This is a genomic window from Myxococcales bacterium, from assembly GCA_012517325.1.
Taxonomy (GTDB): domain Bacteria; phylum Lernaellota; class Lernaellaia; order Lernaellales; family Lernaellaceae; genus JAAYVF01.
Window position 1 is genome coordinate 23377 of record JAAYVF010000066.1, and the last position, 16473, is coordinate 39849.

Consider the following 16473-nt stretch of genomic DNA (forward strand, 5'->3'; position numbering starts at 1 on the left):
AAATACGGTTGTAAATATTGATAAGTGCCCAAAAGAAAATTAAAACAAACGAAAGCGCGGCGAAAAATAGAAATAAATATTTAAATGTATTTTTTAAAAAGTTCATGCCGTTTGTTTATTTAATGAAATTGGTTGCACTCTTGTGACGCGATCGGCACAACTTAGTGTTGGCTTCATGGTAAATGACATTCTGCTGTGAGGTCAACAACCGGGATTTATAATGTTTTTGTGGTCAGTGCCCAATGCGTCCCGAAGGGGGGAGGCGGCAGGGGTGCTGTTTTCCCGTCATTCTTCGTGTAGGATACCGGCCATGAAAACGGGACCGACACAGGCGATCATCGCGGTGACCTACCGCTGCAACGCGCGGTGCGGCATGTGCGACATCTGGCGCAAGGAGCACGCGCCTGAGGTCGAGCCGAGCGTGTACTATCATCTGCCGGCGAGCTTGCGGGAAATCAACTTGTCGGGCGGCGAACCCTTTTTACGCGACGACCTGGAAAAAATCGTCGCGGTCATGACCGAACGGCTGCCGGGCGCTCGCATTTTAATCAGCAGCAACGGCCTTTTAACCGAACGCATCGCGCGCCTGGCGCCGGACCTGCATCGGCTCAATCCGCGGTTGGGCCTGCGCGTCAGCATCGATGGTTCGGCCGCGACGCATGACCGCATTCGCGGCATTCCGGGCGCCCACGAGCATGCCTGGGAAACGCTGGCGGCGGCGCGGCGGGGCGGGCTGCGCGACCTGGGCATCGGCTTCACGATGGTCGCGGGCAACGAAGAAGAAATGCTGCCGGTGTACGAGCGGGCGATGGCCCTGGGCTACGAATTCACCGGGACCGTGGTGCACAGCTCGCCGATTTTTTTCGGCGAACACGACGCCCAGGAACCCGACCGCGAGAAAGCCGGCGCCGCCTACGAGGAACTGCGCCGCCGGCAACTGCGCTCCTGGAAACCGAAGAACTGGTTCCGCGCCTATTTCACCGGCGGCCTGCGCGACCTGGTGCGCGGGGCGGCGCGGCCGATCCAGTGCGAAGCGGGCACCGCGTTCTTTTACCTCGATCCCTACGGCACGGTCTTTCCGTGCCACCTGCGCGACTGGCCGCTGGGTAAAATCGAGGAAGGCTACGACCGCCTGCGCGCGCAAGGCGCCGCCCAGCTCGAACGCGTCACCGCCTGTCGGGCCAATTGCTGGATGACTTGCACTGTCGCGCCGACGATGCGCCGCGACCTGTGGTGGACCGCGGCGCGCGTGTCGGTCGACCGGGTCAAAGCCTTGGTAGGGTGGTATTGATGCGCGTCGCCATGCTCGGCCTCAAGGGTCTGCCGGGCACGTATGGCGGCGTGGAACGTCACGTCGAGGAACTCGGCGCGGCGCTGGCGGCGCGCGGCCACGAGGTGACGGCCTACGTGCGGCCGTTTTACACCCCGCGCGAAATCGAAGTGCGCGGCGTCCGGACCCGCCTGCTGCCGACGATCCACACGAAACACCTCGATGCGACCGTGCACACGTTTCTCGGCGCCTGGCATGCCGGCTTGTCGGCGTTCGACATCGTTCACTTTCACGGCATCGGCCCGGGGGCGTTCGCGCCGATTACGCGGCTGCTGGGCCGTCCGGTGGTGTTGACGATCCACAGCCTCGACTACCGGCGCGACAAGTGGAACCGCCTGGCGAAATGGGCGTTGCGGCAGGGCGAGCAAGTAGCCGTTCGCGCGGCGCGGCGGGTGATCTGCGTCAGCGAAAGCATCGCCGCCGGTCACGCCGTCCGCGGGAACAAGGTGGTGCAGATCCCCAACGGCGTCGGCCGGCCGCAGCCGCGGGCGCCCCGCCTGATCGGCGAACAGTGGGGTTTGCACGGCGGCGATTACGTGTTGTACGCGGGACGCGTCAGCCCGGAGAAGGGCGTCCATCACCTGATTCGCGGCTTTCGCGCGTTGCCCGGCGATCGGCGGCTGATCATCGCGGGCGGCACCAGCCACACCGACTATTACCTCCGTGATTTGCGGTCAGAAGCCGACGCGCGGGTGCTTTTCGTGGGCTACCAGGAAGGCGAGGCGCTGGCGGAGCTGTACAGCAACGCCGCCGCCTTCGTTTTGCCGTCCGATCACGAAGGAATGCCGGTGGCGCTGCTCGAGGCCTGGAGTTACGCTTTGCCGACGCTGGCCAGCGGCATCGGGCCTTGCCGCGAAATCGGCGGTCCCGACGGCGAGCGCGGCCGGTATTTCGCGCCCGGCGATCCGGCCGACCTGGCGGCGCGGCTGGCCGAACTGCTGCGCGACCCGGCGGCGCGCGAAACGGCGGCGCGGGCGCAGGCATTCGTGTTGGAAAGGTACGGCTGGGAACAGATCGCGGCGCGGGTCGAGGAGCAATACCGGTTGGCGCTGGAGGATCGGTGATGGCCACTTGTCCGCTTTGTCAGGCGGCGCATCGCGTCACGTACTACCGCGGCACCCGGAGCGGCGACGTCCATCGCTGCACGGCCTGCGGTTTCGTTTACGCCGATCCGCGCGGCGAACGCGTCGCCGGCGGCCCACCGGCGCGCACCGACGAGCCGGCGGTTTACCTGGAAAACGCCCGTCACCGCCTGGGACTGCTGCGGCGGTATGGGGGCGTGGCCGGCGGGCGGCTGCTCGATGTCGGCTGTTACGACGGCGGTTTTCTGCTCGCGGCGCAACAATTGGGATTTGCCGGCACAGGCGTCGAGCCCAGCGCACGCGGCGCCGCACTGGCGCGGGAACGTGGGTTGACGATCGTCGCCGCGCCGTTCGAGCGGGCGGAATTCGCCGCGCCGTTCGACGCGATCACCTTCATCCACAGCCTCGAACATTTTGAAAACCCGCGCCAAGCCCTGTCGCTGGCCCGCCGGCACCTGCAACCGAACGGCGCCTTGCTGGTCGAGGTGCCGAATTTCGCCGCCTGGTCGCGGCCGCTCCTCGGTCGTCGCTGGCGGCAGTTCATCGCCGATCACCACCAATTTTTCGAACCGCCCACGCTGCACCGCTGCCTGGCCGAAGCCGGATTCGCCGTCCGTGAAATGCGCCCGGTGAGCAAAATCCTCAGTTTGGGGTTGCTTGCCGACCGCGTAGAGCGGTATTACAACCTCAAAGCCGGCCGGGCGCTGGCGGGTTTGCTCGCCCGTCGCCGGTGGACTGAAAAACAGATCAGCTTGAACCTGGGCGATATTCTGCTGGCCGTTGCCACGGTGGCGCGGGAGCGCTAAGCTTTAGCCGTCGGGCCGGGAGGATCTCGCTGGAAGTTTGTCCATGCAGCGGGAACGCATATCCGGAATGACGGCTTTTTCGGTGGTGACGGACGCCGCCGGGATCCTCGTTTCGTTTTTTCTCGCCTACCTGATCGTCGATTCCCTGAAACAATACCTGCCGGGGCCTTATCAGGCGCGCCAGTTGTACGAATTGGGATATTACGGCTGGTGGTTGATGATCGACCTTGCCCTGACGCTGTCGCTGCTCTATTTCTTCGGTTTTTACACCTTCGGCCGGACCCTGAGTTACTTCGATATTTTGCTCAATCTGGCCAAGGCGCTGGGCAGCGGATTCTTCCTGCTGATCTTCGTCCTGTTTCTGCTGCGGGTGCAGGACGTGTCCCGTTTGCTGCTGGGCACGCACACGCTGGTCAAGTTCATCATTCTGCTCAACCTGCGGGTGCTGCTCAAATCGGTGATCGGCAAGCTGCACGAGCACGGCTACGACCAAATCAACGCCCTGGTGCTCGGCACCGGCGCGCGGGCCACGAACCTCATCCAGCGGTTGTCGTCCAGCCCGGACCTGGGGTATCGCATCGTCGGCGTGCTGACCGAAAACGGTTTTCCGGGCCTGGATCTGGGCCGGATTCCGGTGCTCGGCAAGATGCGCGAACTGCGCGACGTGTTGCTGCGCCAAAGCATCGACGAGGTGTTTTTCGCGGCCTCCATCGAAGAGCGTTTCGACATCGACGACCTGGTGTTCGCCTGCGAGGAAGTCGGCGTGCGCTTTTCGGTGCTGGCCGACTGGTTCCGGCCCAACTTGGCGCGCACCTCGCTGCGTTCGCTCGGCGAACTGCCGCTGCTGACCTTCTCCACAACGCCCAGCCAGGTCGGCCAACTGATGGCCAAGGCGGTGATGGACCGCTTCCTGTCAGCGCTGCTGATCGTGTTGATCAGTCCGTTGTTGCTGGGCATCGCGCTGGCGATCAAGCTGGGCGACCGCGGGCCGGTGTTTTTCCACCAGCGGCGCAGCGGTCTGAACGGGCGCGTCTTCAAAATGTACAAGTTCCGCACGATGGTGCCCAACGCCGAGTCACTGCAAAAAGAGTTGACCGACCGCAACGAGATGAGCGGGCCGGTGTTCAAGATCGCCCACGATCCGCGCGTCACCGGCGTCGGCCGCTGGTTGCGCCGGTACAGCCTCGACGAACTGCCCCAACTGTTTAACGTCCTACTCGGCGACATGAGCCTGGTTGGGCCGCGGCCGCCGATCCCCGAGGAGGTGCGGCAGTACGAACGCTGGCAGCGGCGGCGGTTGTCGATGAAACCCGGCCTGACCTGCTTCTGGCAGATCGGCGGGCGCAACCAGATCGATTTCAGCGAATGGATGGAACTCGATCTGAAGTACATCGACAACTGGTCGCTCAAACTCGACATCATCATTCTGCTCAAAACCATTCCCGTGGTGCTGCTCGGCAAGGGCGCCAGTTGAGCCGTCCGCCTTTTTTCCTCTCTTGAGCCGCCCGCCGATTCGTGCTTGATTGGCCCCGGTATAAACCGAAAAAGGAGCAAGCGACATGGCTTCCCGGTCCGATTCCCCCGCGGCTGCCGGCTTTCGGCGCGAACACGATTCGCTCGGCGGCGCGGACATTCCGGCGGAGGTGTATTACGGCATCCAAACCCAGCGGGCGATCGAGAATTTCCCCATCACGGGGGTGAAAATCGGTCAATTCCCGCACCTGATCCGCGCGCTGGCCCTGGTGAAAAAGGCGGCGGCGCACGCCAACGCGGATTTGGGCTTTTTGCCCCGACCGATCGCCGAGGCGATTTCCGCGGCTTGTGACGATCTGCTGGACGGCAAGTTCCACGACCAGTTTCCGGTCGACGCGTTGCAGGGCGGCGCCGGCACCTCCACGAACATGAACGCCAACGAGGTGATCGCCAATCTGGCGCTCGAACACCTGGGGCAGGAAAAGGGCCGCTACGAATTCTGCCACCCGAACGACCACGTCAACCTGTCGCAGTCGACCAACGACGTCTACCCGACTTCCATCCGCCTGGCGATGTATTCGCGGCTGGACGACCTGACGGCATCCATGGCGGAACTGAAAACCGCCTTCGAGGCGAAGGAGGTTGAATTCGCCGACGTGATCAAGATGGGCCGCACCCAGTTGCAGGACGCGGTGCCGATGACCCTCGGGCAGGAATTCGGCGCCTGGGCGGTGATGATCGGCGAGGACATCCGCCGGCTGCACGAGGCCAAGCAGTTGCTGCGCGAAATGAACCTGGGCGCCACCGCCATCGGCACCGGCCTCAACGCGCCGGCGGGGTACACCGATCTGGTGCGCCAGTACCTCAACCGCTTCGGGCAGACCGACTTCGTCACCTCGGTCAACCTCGTCGAGGCCACCCAGGACGCCGGGTGCTTCGTCCAGCTCAGCGGCGTACTCAAGCGGGTCGCCGTCAAGCTGTCGAAGATCTGCAACGACCTGCGCCTGCTCTCGTCGGGGCCGCGCGCCGGTCTCAACGAAATCAATCTGCCGCCGATGCAGCCGGGCTCGTCGATCATGCCCGGCAAGGTGAACCCGGTGATTCCGGAGGTCGTGAACCAGATCTGCTTCCAGGTCATCGGCAACGACGTCGCCGTTTCGCTGGCGGCCGAGGCGGGGCAGCTTGAACTCAACGTCATGGAACCGGTCATTTTTTACAACCTGCACCGCAGCCTCGACGTGCTGACCAACGGTTGCCGCACGCTGGCCCGCAAATGCGTGAGCGGCATCACCGCCAACCGCGAGGTCTGCCGCCGGTACGTCGAGCGAAGCATCGGCCTGGTGACCGCGCTCAATCCGCTGATCGGCTATGAAAAATCGGCGGCGATCGCCAAGGAAGCGCTGGCTTCCGGCCGCGGCATCGTCGAGCTGGTGGTGGAAAAAGGCATTTTGACCCGCGCCCAGGTCGAGGAGCTTCTCCAACCGGAAAACATGATGCGGCCGCTGGAAAAAAAGAAATAGCGCTACGCGGAATCAAACCCTGATTGTTGGTTGACCGTTTTCCGGCCGTGCCGCAAATTCGCCTTGCCACTGAAAATTATGATGCTATAATAAATTCGTATCCGCCAGACGCGGGATATCATTTTATCGCCTGGTCAGCGTTCGTCGGGGGTGGCGGTCGGAGCCTCGCCCCTTCGGCAGGGCCGGTGCGAGGAAAAAATGAAATTCATGATCAGATTAGGGCTGGTCGTTTGTCTGGGCTGGCTGCTCGCCTTCGGTTCCTGCGCCGCCTCCGGTGCGAACCCGGAACAAGCTCAAGCGGCAGACGATGATCTCGCCGGCGACGGGTCCGACGACGACGCGGCCGCCGACGACGATCGGGACTCTCAATCCGCCACCCTGGATTTCGCTACCCTACCCGACACCGCCGAGGAGTACGCACCGCCGCCGTCGGACGAGATCGGCGTTTTCGTCGCGGCCGAAACGGGAAGCGATCGCAATCCGGGCACCATGGCCGCGCCCAAGCGGACCCTCCGCGCCGCGATTCGGCTGGCCCGGCGAGTCGACAAGGTCGTCTTCATTGCCGCCGGAACCTACCCGGAGTCGATCACCACCGCCGTTTCGCTCTTCGGGGGTTACCGCGCGACGGACTGGGCGCGCGACATCCGGGCCTATCGCTCGATCATTGCGCCGCGCCTGCCGACCGGCGTGACCGTTGCGCCGACAGCCCGAGTGCCGGAGGTGATCCTCGAGGGCCTCGAAATTCATGGGGCCGATGTGCGAACGTTCGATCCGGTCCAGGGTGAAACCGCGATCTCGGTCGCCCTGGCGGTCACCGGCGGAAACGCCGTTCTGGCGCACAACCGGATCGTCGGCGGCACGGCGTCGGATCTCAGCGCCGGCGGGCTGGCGTGGTCGATCGGCCTGCAGGGCCGGGACATCGAATCCATTCAATTGATTGCCAACGAGATCACGGGCGGCGCCGCTCGTGGCTTAAGCGAAGCCCGGACCTGGGGCATCGCGATCGACGGCGATGGCGCGCAAGTGACTGCCATCGACAACCGCGTGCATTACGGCGCCGCGCTCAGCAGCGGCTATTTCGCGAAATCGTCTGGCGTCAGTCTGAGCGGCGATACCGCGGAGACCGCCGCCTTGTTCGTGCGCAACGACATTCGGGTGCGAAATTCCGTCGCCCACCGAACGGCCGACGATACCGTCGTTCTATCCACGAAGGGCGAGGTGGCGCTGACCGCCGTGGGCAACTATTTTTACGCCGCGTCGGCGTACGGGGCGACGCTGGTGGACAGCGCGGGCCCGGCGGTCCTGATTCAAAACACGCTGACGCTGCGCGCCGACGGCATGGCGTCGGCGACCGTCTTTCACCGCCGGGCGTCACTGGTCGACAATCTCTTTTTTCTCGATGCGTACATGGACTCGGTTTTTATTCTGCTGGCGGACGGGGTTTTCGCCACCCGCCTCGTCGCCAACAATTTCTATTTGAACCGGCCCCACGGCAATTTTATTTTTCGCGGTCGCCAGGGCATCGAGGATTTGTCGGTGCTCGAAGATTGCCATTGGCGCGGCTGCGCGGAAGCGCGGCGCAACCGGAACGATCAGCCGCGGTTGGCGGCTTGGGAAGATTTTCACCTCCGGGACGATAGCCCCTGCATCGATCGGGGTGTCGATCCCGCGCCCTGGTACGACGGCCCGGAAATCCGCCGTGACCTCGACGGCCAGCGACGGCCCCAGGGCGTCGGCTGGGATGTCGGCGCGGACGAATACCGGCCGGAGGAGTAGGGAAACAATCGAACATCGAGGAGGGGCGCGAATGAAAACCCGATGGCTTGGCCTCCTCATCATGGCTTGTTGCACAATCCTGATCGACTGCTCGACTGACGACGACGACCCTTCGACAAGCTCAGGGCAGGCTGATGACGATAATGATGACGCCTCCGGCGTCGATGACGACAGCGCCGCCGATGACGATGGTGGTGGGACCGACGACGACCTCGGCGATGACGACCTGACCGACGATGACACCGACCTGCCGGATTACGGTTACGAACCGCCCGTGCCCAGCGATGAAATCGGCATCTTCGCCGCCCAAACCGGCGGCGACGACGCGCCGGGAACCATGGCCCAACCCGTGCGCACCATCGGCCGCGCCATGGAACTGGCGTTCGCGGCGGACAAGGCGGTGTTCGTGGCGCGCGGGCATTACCGCGAAGCCGTGCAGGCCGTGGCTTCGCTCTACGGCGGTTACGAGGAAGCGGGTTGGACCCGCGACCTCGCCGCCAACGCGACCTACATCGAAGCCCCGCTGGATCGGGCCGGAGTGACGGCGAGCGGGACGGCGGCGCGCGGCGAACTGGTCGTCGAAGGCTTTCACGTTCAGGGCGGCTTCGCCCAAGACACCTCGATCGGCGTCGACATCCGGCGCGATGAGGTCACGCTGCGCTGGAACGACATCGCCGCCGGCACCGTCTGGACCTACGGCGGCGGCGGTTTATCCTACGGCGTCTCGGTCGGCGACAGCGCGGCGGTCCTGATCGTCGACAACGACATCCGCGCCGGGAAGGTGTTCGCGCCGGCGTCGTATGCCCAGCCGGTGGGCGTCAATCTCGACGCGGGCGCCGCGGTCACTCTGGTGGGCAATCGCATTCGCGGCGGCGCGGTCCTGCTTTCGCTCGACGAGCTTTCGATCGCCGTGCAGAACCGTTCGGAACTGCCGGTGGTACTGGTCAACAATCAATTAGCGACGGCCCCGTCGCCGTATGCCTACGGCTTTTCCACCTATACCGGCGGCTTGCTGGCGCACAACACCATCGTCATTCGCGACGCGCAATACTTGTCGTACGCCGTGGTGATCAACCAATCGCTGATCGATCCGGAAGCCCAATTGGTGCTCGTCAACAATATTTTCTCGATGGGCGCGCAACCAAACGGCCGGCCGGTCGCCTTGTGCTCCTGGATCAAACACGACCGCATCACCGCGGTGGGTAACGATTTCCACGGGCCGGCGGGTTTTCACCTGATCGAAGCGGACCTGGCCTATTTCGACAATCCGGAGCGGGTCAACGCCTGCCGGTGGACCGGTTGCCGGGAAGCCCACGACAATCTTTCGGCCGCGCCGGAATTCGTGGGCGGTGGCGACTATCACCTGACCGCGGGCAGCCCGTGCCGCGACGCCGGGATCGATCCGACGCCTTGGTACGACGAGTTGTGGGTGCGATACGACCTCGACGGCAATCCGCGCCCATGGGGCCCCGGTTGGGACATCGGAATGGATGAATACAAGGGGCCATGACCCTCGCTTGCGGCGGTTGACGACCTCCGATGGACCGAAAATTCACCACCAATTCTGTCTTATTCGCATTCATTCGTGTGCATTCGTGGTTAAAAACCACGCCTTTCTCCCGCGTTCCGCGGGATAGAGACGTGGCACACCGACACTCTTTTTTCAAATGAAGACAGGATTGGAACCACGAATGAACACGAATGGGAAGAAATTACCAATTTTAATTTGTGACCTTCATTCGTGGTGATTGACGACTCCCAATGGACCATACTTTCAACCGAGGAACGAGGCGGAAAAAGTTTACGCGCAGAACCAGGCGTTGTCGCCTTCGCGGTAGCCGAATTCGGCCAATCGCGGCCGGATCAGGTCGCGCGCGCCGCGGCTGCCGACGTAGACCAGCAGCGGCAAGCGGGGCAGCGACGACAGCGCCGCGGGCGCCACGACCGGCGCGCCGCCGTGCACATGGCCGATCTTGCGCGGGTCGATGTCGATCCAGGCCCGGATGCGAACCCCCAAGGCTTGCAACGGCCGCACGGCCCGCCGGCTGCCCGGACCGGCGCCCCAGACAATCACTTCCGGCGACCCTTGCAACGGCCCGGCGGCCAGGTACTCGGCTTTCAGCCGATGGAACGCTTCGGGCCCGTAGCGCGGATCGATCCGACTGGCCCGGCGCGGCCGGTCGCGCCAGAAATAAAGCACCTCGGGAACCTTCGCCATTTTCGCGCCCGCCGCCGCCAGGCGCAGCAGCAAATCGTAGTCCTCGGGAAAAGCGCCGGCGCGCCAGCCGCCGAGGCGGCGCAATCGATCCGCCGGGCAAAGCAGGGTGGGGTGCACGACCGGGCATTCCACGAACCGCTCGCGGTGAATGGCTTCCGGATCGACGAGCGAATTGACCCACTTGGCGTAAGTCGCGTAACCGCCCGCGTAGGTTTCGCCCGGCGGCGGTCCGATGAGGCAGGAAACCAGCGTGAGGGCCGGATCGCTTTGCAGCAAGGCGAGTTGTTTTTCGAGGCGATCGGGAGCGCAGCGGTCGTCGGCATCCATCCGCGCGAGGTAACGACCGCGCGTCGCCGCCAGCCCGGCGTTGAGCGCGGCGACGATGCCTTGGCCCGGCGAGGCCAACAGGCGGACGCGCTCGTCAGCCGCCGCCGCCCGGCGGGCGACCGCCAGCGTATCGTCGGCGGAGTGATCGTCGATGACGAGGATTTCCAGATCGGCGAGTGTCTGGCGGCGCAGATCGGTCAGGGCGTCGTCGAGCGTCGCCGCCTCGTCGCGCGCCGGCAGCAGGACGGTGATCAGCGGGGCGGCCATGCGGGCGTTCAGTGCACCAGCGGCCGCAGTTGCCGCAGCCGCAACGCGACCTGATCGCGCGGCATGCTCCGGTACGGTTCGGGCAGCAGGTCGCGGTTCGTGCATTCCATCACCGCCGCCAGGGCCTGGTACTCGATCTCCTCGCCGTAGACGGGCGGGATGAACTGCGCGAAGGCCTGGGCGAAATCGGCGGCGTCCACCGTCTGGCTGCCGCGAATCGCGGCGTGGCGCTTGGCGCGGATGCAAACGGCCTCGAGATCGGCGCCGGAAAGGCGCGGCGATCCGGCGGCCTGGTACGGCTCCTCGACGGATTGCACGTCGGTTTTGATCTTGTTCTTGCGGACGATCACCGCATACAGCGCCTGCCGATCGGCGGCCGACAGCGGGTGAAACAGCGGGACGTGTTCCTCGGCGCGGCCCTGGCGCTTGATGTCCACCGGCAGCAGGTCGGGGCGGGCGGTCATCAAAAACCAGATGACGCGGCCGCGCAGCGTGGTGTCGGCCATGAAGGAGGCGATCGTGCCGAAGATCCGGCTGCTGGTGCCGCTGTCGCCGGAGGCGTCGCGGTCGCCGATCCAGGTGTCGGCCTCGTCGAGGATCACGCCCAGCGGCCCCATGGCGCGGAAGATGCCCAGCAGTTTTTGCAGGTTGGCCTCGGTGACGCCCTGCCACTGGCTGCGGATGTTGAGCAGCTTGACGCAGGGGATGCCGATCTCGCCGGCGAAACAGGTGACCAGAAACGTCTTGCCGGTGCCGACGGGGCCGCAGATCAGGTAGCCCATCGGAATGACGTCGAGCCGGCCGCCCTTGATCATTTTGGCCATGCCGCGCAATTCGGTGACGACGGCGTCGGCGCCGGCGACCAAGTCGAGGTTGAACTTCGGCTCAATGAATTCGAGCAGGCCGTAGCACTCGGCCTCGATCAGTTCCTTCTTGCGCTGCATGAGCGCGCCGAGGTCGAGGCGAACCCGGTGGCGGATAGCGTCGGCCAGCACCTGCTGCACGTGAACCCGCGACAGGCCGCCGGTCAGTTCGGCCATCGCCTCGTGACCGATCGCCGACAGTTCGTCCCAATTTCGCTCGGCGGTCTGTTCGGCGATGAACTCCCGCCGCTCCGCCGCGTCGGGCAGCTCGATCTCGACCGGCACTGAATACGGATTGCGCACGAGATCCTGGTTGAGCCGGGAAAGCTGCTCGGTGATCAGGCAAACAGTGACGTCGGCCTGCAGAAACGACGGGTCGTCGGCCCAGTTGCGAAGGTAGATGAGCGTGGCGCGGTCGCCTTCGGCCAGACCCCCGGCGTCGCTTTGCGGCGCGATCAGTTCGGCGTATTCGACGATCAGCGCCAGGCTTTTGCGCTCGGCCAGGCGGGTGCGAATGTAGCGGTCGATGATCGGAAACAGCTTGTACGGTTCCTTGGGCACCTGCAGGATCAGCGGCTGGCCCGGCGTATTCTGGACGGTCTGGTAGGCCTTCAGAAACGCGGCGAAGTCGTTGGCCGTTTCGTTGTTCGCGTAGGCCAGGCCGGAGGCCCGGTCGTAGTGCAGCACGAAATCGCGTCCGGCGAACAGGCTCTCGGACAGGAACGTCTTCAGGTTGTGAAACTCAGTCCGCGCCTGACGCCGCAGCGGCACCAGGTCGCGGACGTTGCCGTGCAGGATGAACTGGTTGACCGTGTGCGTGGCGTACTTTGCCGCCAGTTCCCCGGCCCAGGCCGGCAACGTTTTCAGGTATTCCGGATCGATCATGGCATCCCCCGTTTCCCGATCCATAACAAAAGATTCGCCGATCGGCAATCAAGGCGCGGGGCCGCAGAAACGGCAACGGGCGACCGCGTCGGGTCGCCCGCTGAAGGCGGTCGCGGCGCGAACGTCGCGCCGGTTATTCGTCGGCCTGTTCGAAGCGCGACAGGCTCATTTCGGCGACGTTGAGCCGGAACGAGTTGTTGAAATCGGCCATCGTCGCGGCGATCACGGCCTTGCGGTTCTCGGTCAGGAATTCCAGCAACTTCGAATTGAATTCCTCGACGCTGCCCAGGGTCAGGCACGACGAGGCGCCCGCGGCGCGCGCCGCGTCGATGTCGATGTCTTTGCGGGCGACGGCCACCACCAGCGGCCCGCCGAGTTTTTTCATCAGCGGGGCGAAGCCGGCGAAGTCCTTCGGTTCGATCGCGTTGCCGCCCAGCAGGAACAGGATCGGTTTGCCGTCGAAGATCGCCAGGAAGTTGGTGATGTTGTTGACGGCTTCGAACTCGTAGACGTCGCCGATGTCGATGCCCATTTTCAGCAGCAGGTCGAGGGCGAAAACCCGCCCGATCCAGCTTTTGCCGAGATAAACGCGCTTGTCCTTCGGCAGGATGAACAGGCGGCGAACGTTTTGCATATCCAGCTCGTCGCCGTTGACGTCGCGCACGCCGGCGGCTTTGAGCGCTTCCAGGCCGGCGCGATCCTTGGCGCGCAGCACCGGTTGGCCGGTATGCTGGCTGTAAACGACGATTTCCTCGGTGAACAGATCGGCTTCGAGCAGCTTATCGATGAAGTATTCGATTTCCTCGGCGTCGTCGCGTTCCTCGAGCCACTGATCGACGATGATCTCGCCCTTTTTATCCTGCAACGCCTTGAGGAACGGTTCGAGTTTCTTTTCGCGCAGGACGCTCGCCATTTCCAGCTCGTAGGCGTTGGGCGCCACGGGGTGCTGGCCGTCCAACGAATCGAGGTCCAGATCCGTGCCGGTGGGCTTGTTCCAGGTGAAAGCCTCGGCCTCGTATTCGACTTCCATCAACAGGGAGATGGTTTCGCACAATTTGTCCAGTTCGGTTCCGGCGCTCATGCCGATCGGGGCGATGGCGCCGACCTCGAAGGCGATTTGGGGCACGTAACTGACGGCGCCCGGATCGGCGAAGGGATCGCCGCTTTCGCCCACGACGCGTTTTAAAAAGACCTTCAGGTAGAGCAAGCGTTTGTCGTCGGGAAAGAAAATGTCGCCGGTCACGTTGTCCGGCGCCGTGGTAACGCGAGACGACGGCACGCCGAACAGGGAGGCCGCTTTTTCGCGCACGCTGTTGAGCATGCCGACAAAGCCGTCTTTCGACAGGCCTTCCATCAGGTGGATGAAATCGAAATTTTTGATCGTGGCACTGGCTGTTTTGCGGACCATCTGGAGCAGCATGCTCTCCTCCCGGTGCTCTTTAAAAGGATCTGGTAGCTGTTTAAATGACTATAGACATGATGTTTTTTCGTTGTCAACAAAATCGCGAGGCCCGTTTCGCGTTTCTTGCCCGCCCGTCGCCGGCTGGAAAAGCGCCGGCCGGCGGACGGCGGCCGCGTCAGCAGCCGCAGGCTTCGGAACTCTCGTCGTCGTTGTCGTCGTCGGACGGGTTGGCGTCGTCGTTGTCGTCGTCGGTCTGGTCGTCGTCGGCGGCATCGTCGTCGGCGCTGTCGTCGTCGGCGTCCTGGCAGGTCGGGTCCGCGGCGTCTTTCAGGCCGTCGCAATTGTTGTCGACGAAATCGTCGCAGATTTCCACCGCGCCCGGGTGGATCGCCGCGCTGTCGTCGTTGCAGTCGCCGGAGCAGAGGAAGTAGCCGTCGCCGTCGGCGTCGACTTCGCCGTCCAGCAGTTGGGCGTCGCAGTTGTTGTCGACACCGTCGCAAACCTCGTCGGCGCCGGGGTAGACATTCGGATCGTTGGGCCGGCAGTCGCCGTCGCATTGCGGGACACCGTCCTCGTCGGGATCGGTCTCGTTCGGCGGCAGCACGTCGTCGCAATTGTTGTCGACGCCATCGCAGATTTCATTCGCGCCGGGATAGGTTTTCGGGTCTTCGGGACCGCAGTCGCCTTCGCAGGCCATGTAGCCGTCCTCGTCGGGGTCGGTTTCGTCGGCCGGGACGACCTCGTCGCAGTTGTCGTCGATGCCGTTGCAGGATTCGGTCTGGCCCGGATGGATGGCGGCGTCGTAGTCGTTGCAGTCGTCGCCGCCGCATTCCGGCTTTTCGTAGCCGTCGCCGTCGTTGTCGCAGGCGTTGGCCAGGAATTCATAGGCCGCCACCACGTCGATCCGGCCGCGGCCGAAGGTGTTGTCATCGCCCGCTTCGCCCAGGTCCACCGCCGTGAAATAGAGCGCCATCTTGAGTTGCTGCACGGTCGCGTCCGGGTAGGCCTGGCTGAGCAGCAGGATAGCGCCGGAAACGTGCGGCGTCGCCATCGAGGTGCCGTCCATCTCGGTGTAGCCGCCGGGGATCGACGAGCGCACCGCCTGGCCGATCGCCGAGACCTCGGGCTTGATGGTGGCGCGGTCGCAACGCGACGGGCCGCGGCTCGAGAAGCTGGCGATCCGGTCGCCGGACGGGGCGAGCGCGCCGATCGCGAAGGCGTTGTAATCGGTGGTGATGCGGTCGGCCGGCGAGCGCAGCGTGCCGCGGAACGGCCCCTCGTTGCCGGCGGCGAAGGTGACGACCACGCCGGCCATCTCCGCCACATCCATCGACGCCCAGAAGGTGTCGTCGCAATACGGGAAGCCCGAAATGCCCCACGAGTTGTTCACCACGGCCGGCACGTCGTCCATCGTGCCCGGGTTGTTGTCGGGATCGGCGAACCATTCGAACGCCGCGACCGCCTCGGTGTAAATGTTGACCGTCGGCACGTCGACCACCGCCGCCGCGATCCACTGCGCGCCCGGCGCCATGCCGATCTGGTTGTCGCCGTCGTCGCCGCCGACCATCGTGCCCATCGTGTGGGTGCCGTGCTCGCCGCTGTCATAGGGGAAATCGGCGTGCTGCCAGGGGTCGTACCAGCATTGCGAGGCGGGAGCGGAAAGGCCCCGCCAGCGCGTCGCGAAGGCCGGGTGCGTGCCGTCGCAACCGGTATCCATGTCGCCGGCGATGACGCCCGTGCCGTCGATGCCCAGGTCCCACAATTCCGGCGCGCGGGTGCTTTCGATGCCGGGTTCGATGCCCTTGGGGCCCTTCTCGTCACCGTCGGCGATCCGCACCGGAGCGATCGATTCCAGCGGGTAGTCGAAATAAATGCGGTCGACTTCGGGTCGCTGGCGAAGCAGTTGGTAGAAATCGGCCGTGGCGCGCACGGCGAAGGCGTTGTCGATCCAGTAGGCGCGATACGACTGCACGGCGCCGAGTTTCTGATAAGTTTCGAGGAAGAGCCGCAGCGGTTCCTGGGTCTGCGCCGCTTTGTCCTGCAACGTGGTAATGACCTCGAAATGCCGCCTGGAGCGCGAGGCCTTCATGGTGTCGAGGCGATCCTGCAGATCCCGCAAATCGACGCGATCGGCCAGTACGACGTAGCTGCCCACCATTTCTTTGTCGGCGGCGTTGTCCAGCGCGTCTTCCAGGGTCGGATCGACCCAGGCGGCGAACGCCTGTGCGAAGGTGAAGGAAATCAGCGTGAAGAAAAACAGGAAAAGAACTTTTTTCATGGCGGGCTCCCCTGCGAGTACCTGGCGAAATCGGATCCGGTCATCCGGAGCCAAAAGCAAGGCATTGTAAGAGCGGCCGAATCGGCGGGCAAGACGGGGAAAGGGACGTGTATTAGCTTAGCGACTTTGTCCCCTGTAACTGCTTAGCGATTATGTCCCCCATGAAGAAGGACATGATTTCGATGACTCCCAAGGAGTTACAGCGGATGAGGTTGCTGGTCTGCGTCCTGGAGGGGCAGCTGCCCC

11 protein-coding genes are annotated in these 16473 nt (G+C 64.2%); 7 read left to right on the forward strand and 4 right to left on the reverse strand.

The window, feature by feature from the left end:
• Nucleotides 1-310 precede the first annotated feature (310 nt).
• The 7 genes from GX444_11625 (at nt 311) to GX444_11655 (ending at nt 9497) form a co-directional block, all read left to right on the forward strand.
• Complete coding sequence (locus GX444_11625) at nt 311-1291, forward strand: radical SAM protein (GenBank protein ID NLH49238.1); 981 nt, start codon at nt 311-313, stop codon at nt 1289-1291.
• Nucleotides 1291-2394 (forward strand): glycosyltransferase family 4 protein, encoded by a 1104-nt coding sequence (locus tag GX444_11630; GenBank protein NLH49239.1) that lies wholly within the window; start codon nt 1291-1293, stop codon nt 2392-2394. The genes GX444_11625 and GX444_11630 overlap by 1 nt, the downstream gene beginning before the upstream one ends.
• Nucleotides 2394-3218, forward strand: coding sequence for a class I SAM-dependent methyltransferase (locus GX444_11635; GenBank protein ID NLH49240.1), 825 nt, complete (start codon nt 2394-2396; stop codon nt 3216-3218). The genes GX444_11630 and GX444_11635 overlap by 1 nt, the downstream gene beginning before the upstream one ends.
• 43 nt (nt 3219-3261) lie before the next feature.
• The gene (locus GX444_11640; protein ID NLH49241.1) at nt 3262-4692 is read left to right on the forward strand and encodes a sugar transferase; all 1431 of its coding nucleotides are present in this window, start codon (nt 3262-3264) and stop codon (nt 4690-4692) included.
• A gap of 85 nt (nt 4693-4777) precedes the next feature.
• A complete protein-coding gene (aspA, locus tag GX444_11645; GenBank protein ID NLH49242.1) occupies nt 4778-6211 on the forward strand; it encodes an aspartate ammonia-lyase in 1434 nt (477 codons plus the stop codon).
• Nucleotides 6212-6409: 198 nt separating this feature from the next.
• Nucleotides 6410-7987 carry a hypothetical protein gene (locus tag GX444_11650; GenBank protein NLH49243.1) on the forward strand — a complete coding sequence of 526 codons (1578 nt, stop codon included), beginning with the start codon at nt 6410-6412 and terminating at the stop codon, nt 7985-7987.
• A gap of 31 nt (nt 7988-8018) precedes the next feature.
• Nucleotides 8019-9497, forward strand: coding sequence for a DUF1565 domain-containing protein (locus GX444_11655; GenBank protein ID NLH49244.1), 1479 nt, complete (start codon nt 8019-8021; stop codon nt 9495-9497).
• A gap of 291 nt (nt 9498-9788) precedes the next feature.
• Here the strand turns inward: GX444_11655 and GX444_11660 are convergent, their stop codons facing one another.
• The 4 genes from GX444_11660 to GX444_11675 form a co-directional block, all read right to left on the reverse strand.
• Nucleotides 9789-10787 carry a glycosyltransferase family 2 protein gene (locus GX444_11660; protein ID NLH49245.1) on the reverse strand — a complete coding sequence of 333 codons (999 nt, stop codon included), beginning with the start codon at nt 10785-10787 and terminating at the stop codon, nt 9789-9791.
• A gap of 20 nt (nt 10788-10807) precedes the next feature.
• The gene (locus GX444_11665) at nt 10808-12547 is read right to left on the reverse strand and encodes an ATP-binding protein (GenBank protein ID NLH49246.1); all 1740 of its coding nucleotides are present in this window, start codon (nt 12545-12547) and stop codon (nt 10808-10810) included.
• A 133-nt stretch (nt 12548-12680) separates the two neighbouring features.
• Entirely contained in the window at nt 12681-13967 is a 1287-nt protein-coding gene (locus GX444_11670; GenBank protein ID NLH49247.1) for a hypothetical protein, read from the reverse strand.
• 157 nt (nt 13968-14124) lie between these two features.
• Complete coding sequence (locus GX444_11675; protein NLH49248.1) at nt 14125-16227, reverse strand: S8 family serine peptidase; 2103 nt, start codon at nt 16225-16227, stop codon at nt 14125-14127.
• Between the last annotated feature and the right edge of the window lie 246 nt (nt 16228-16473).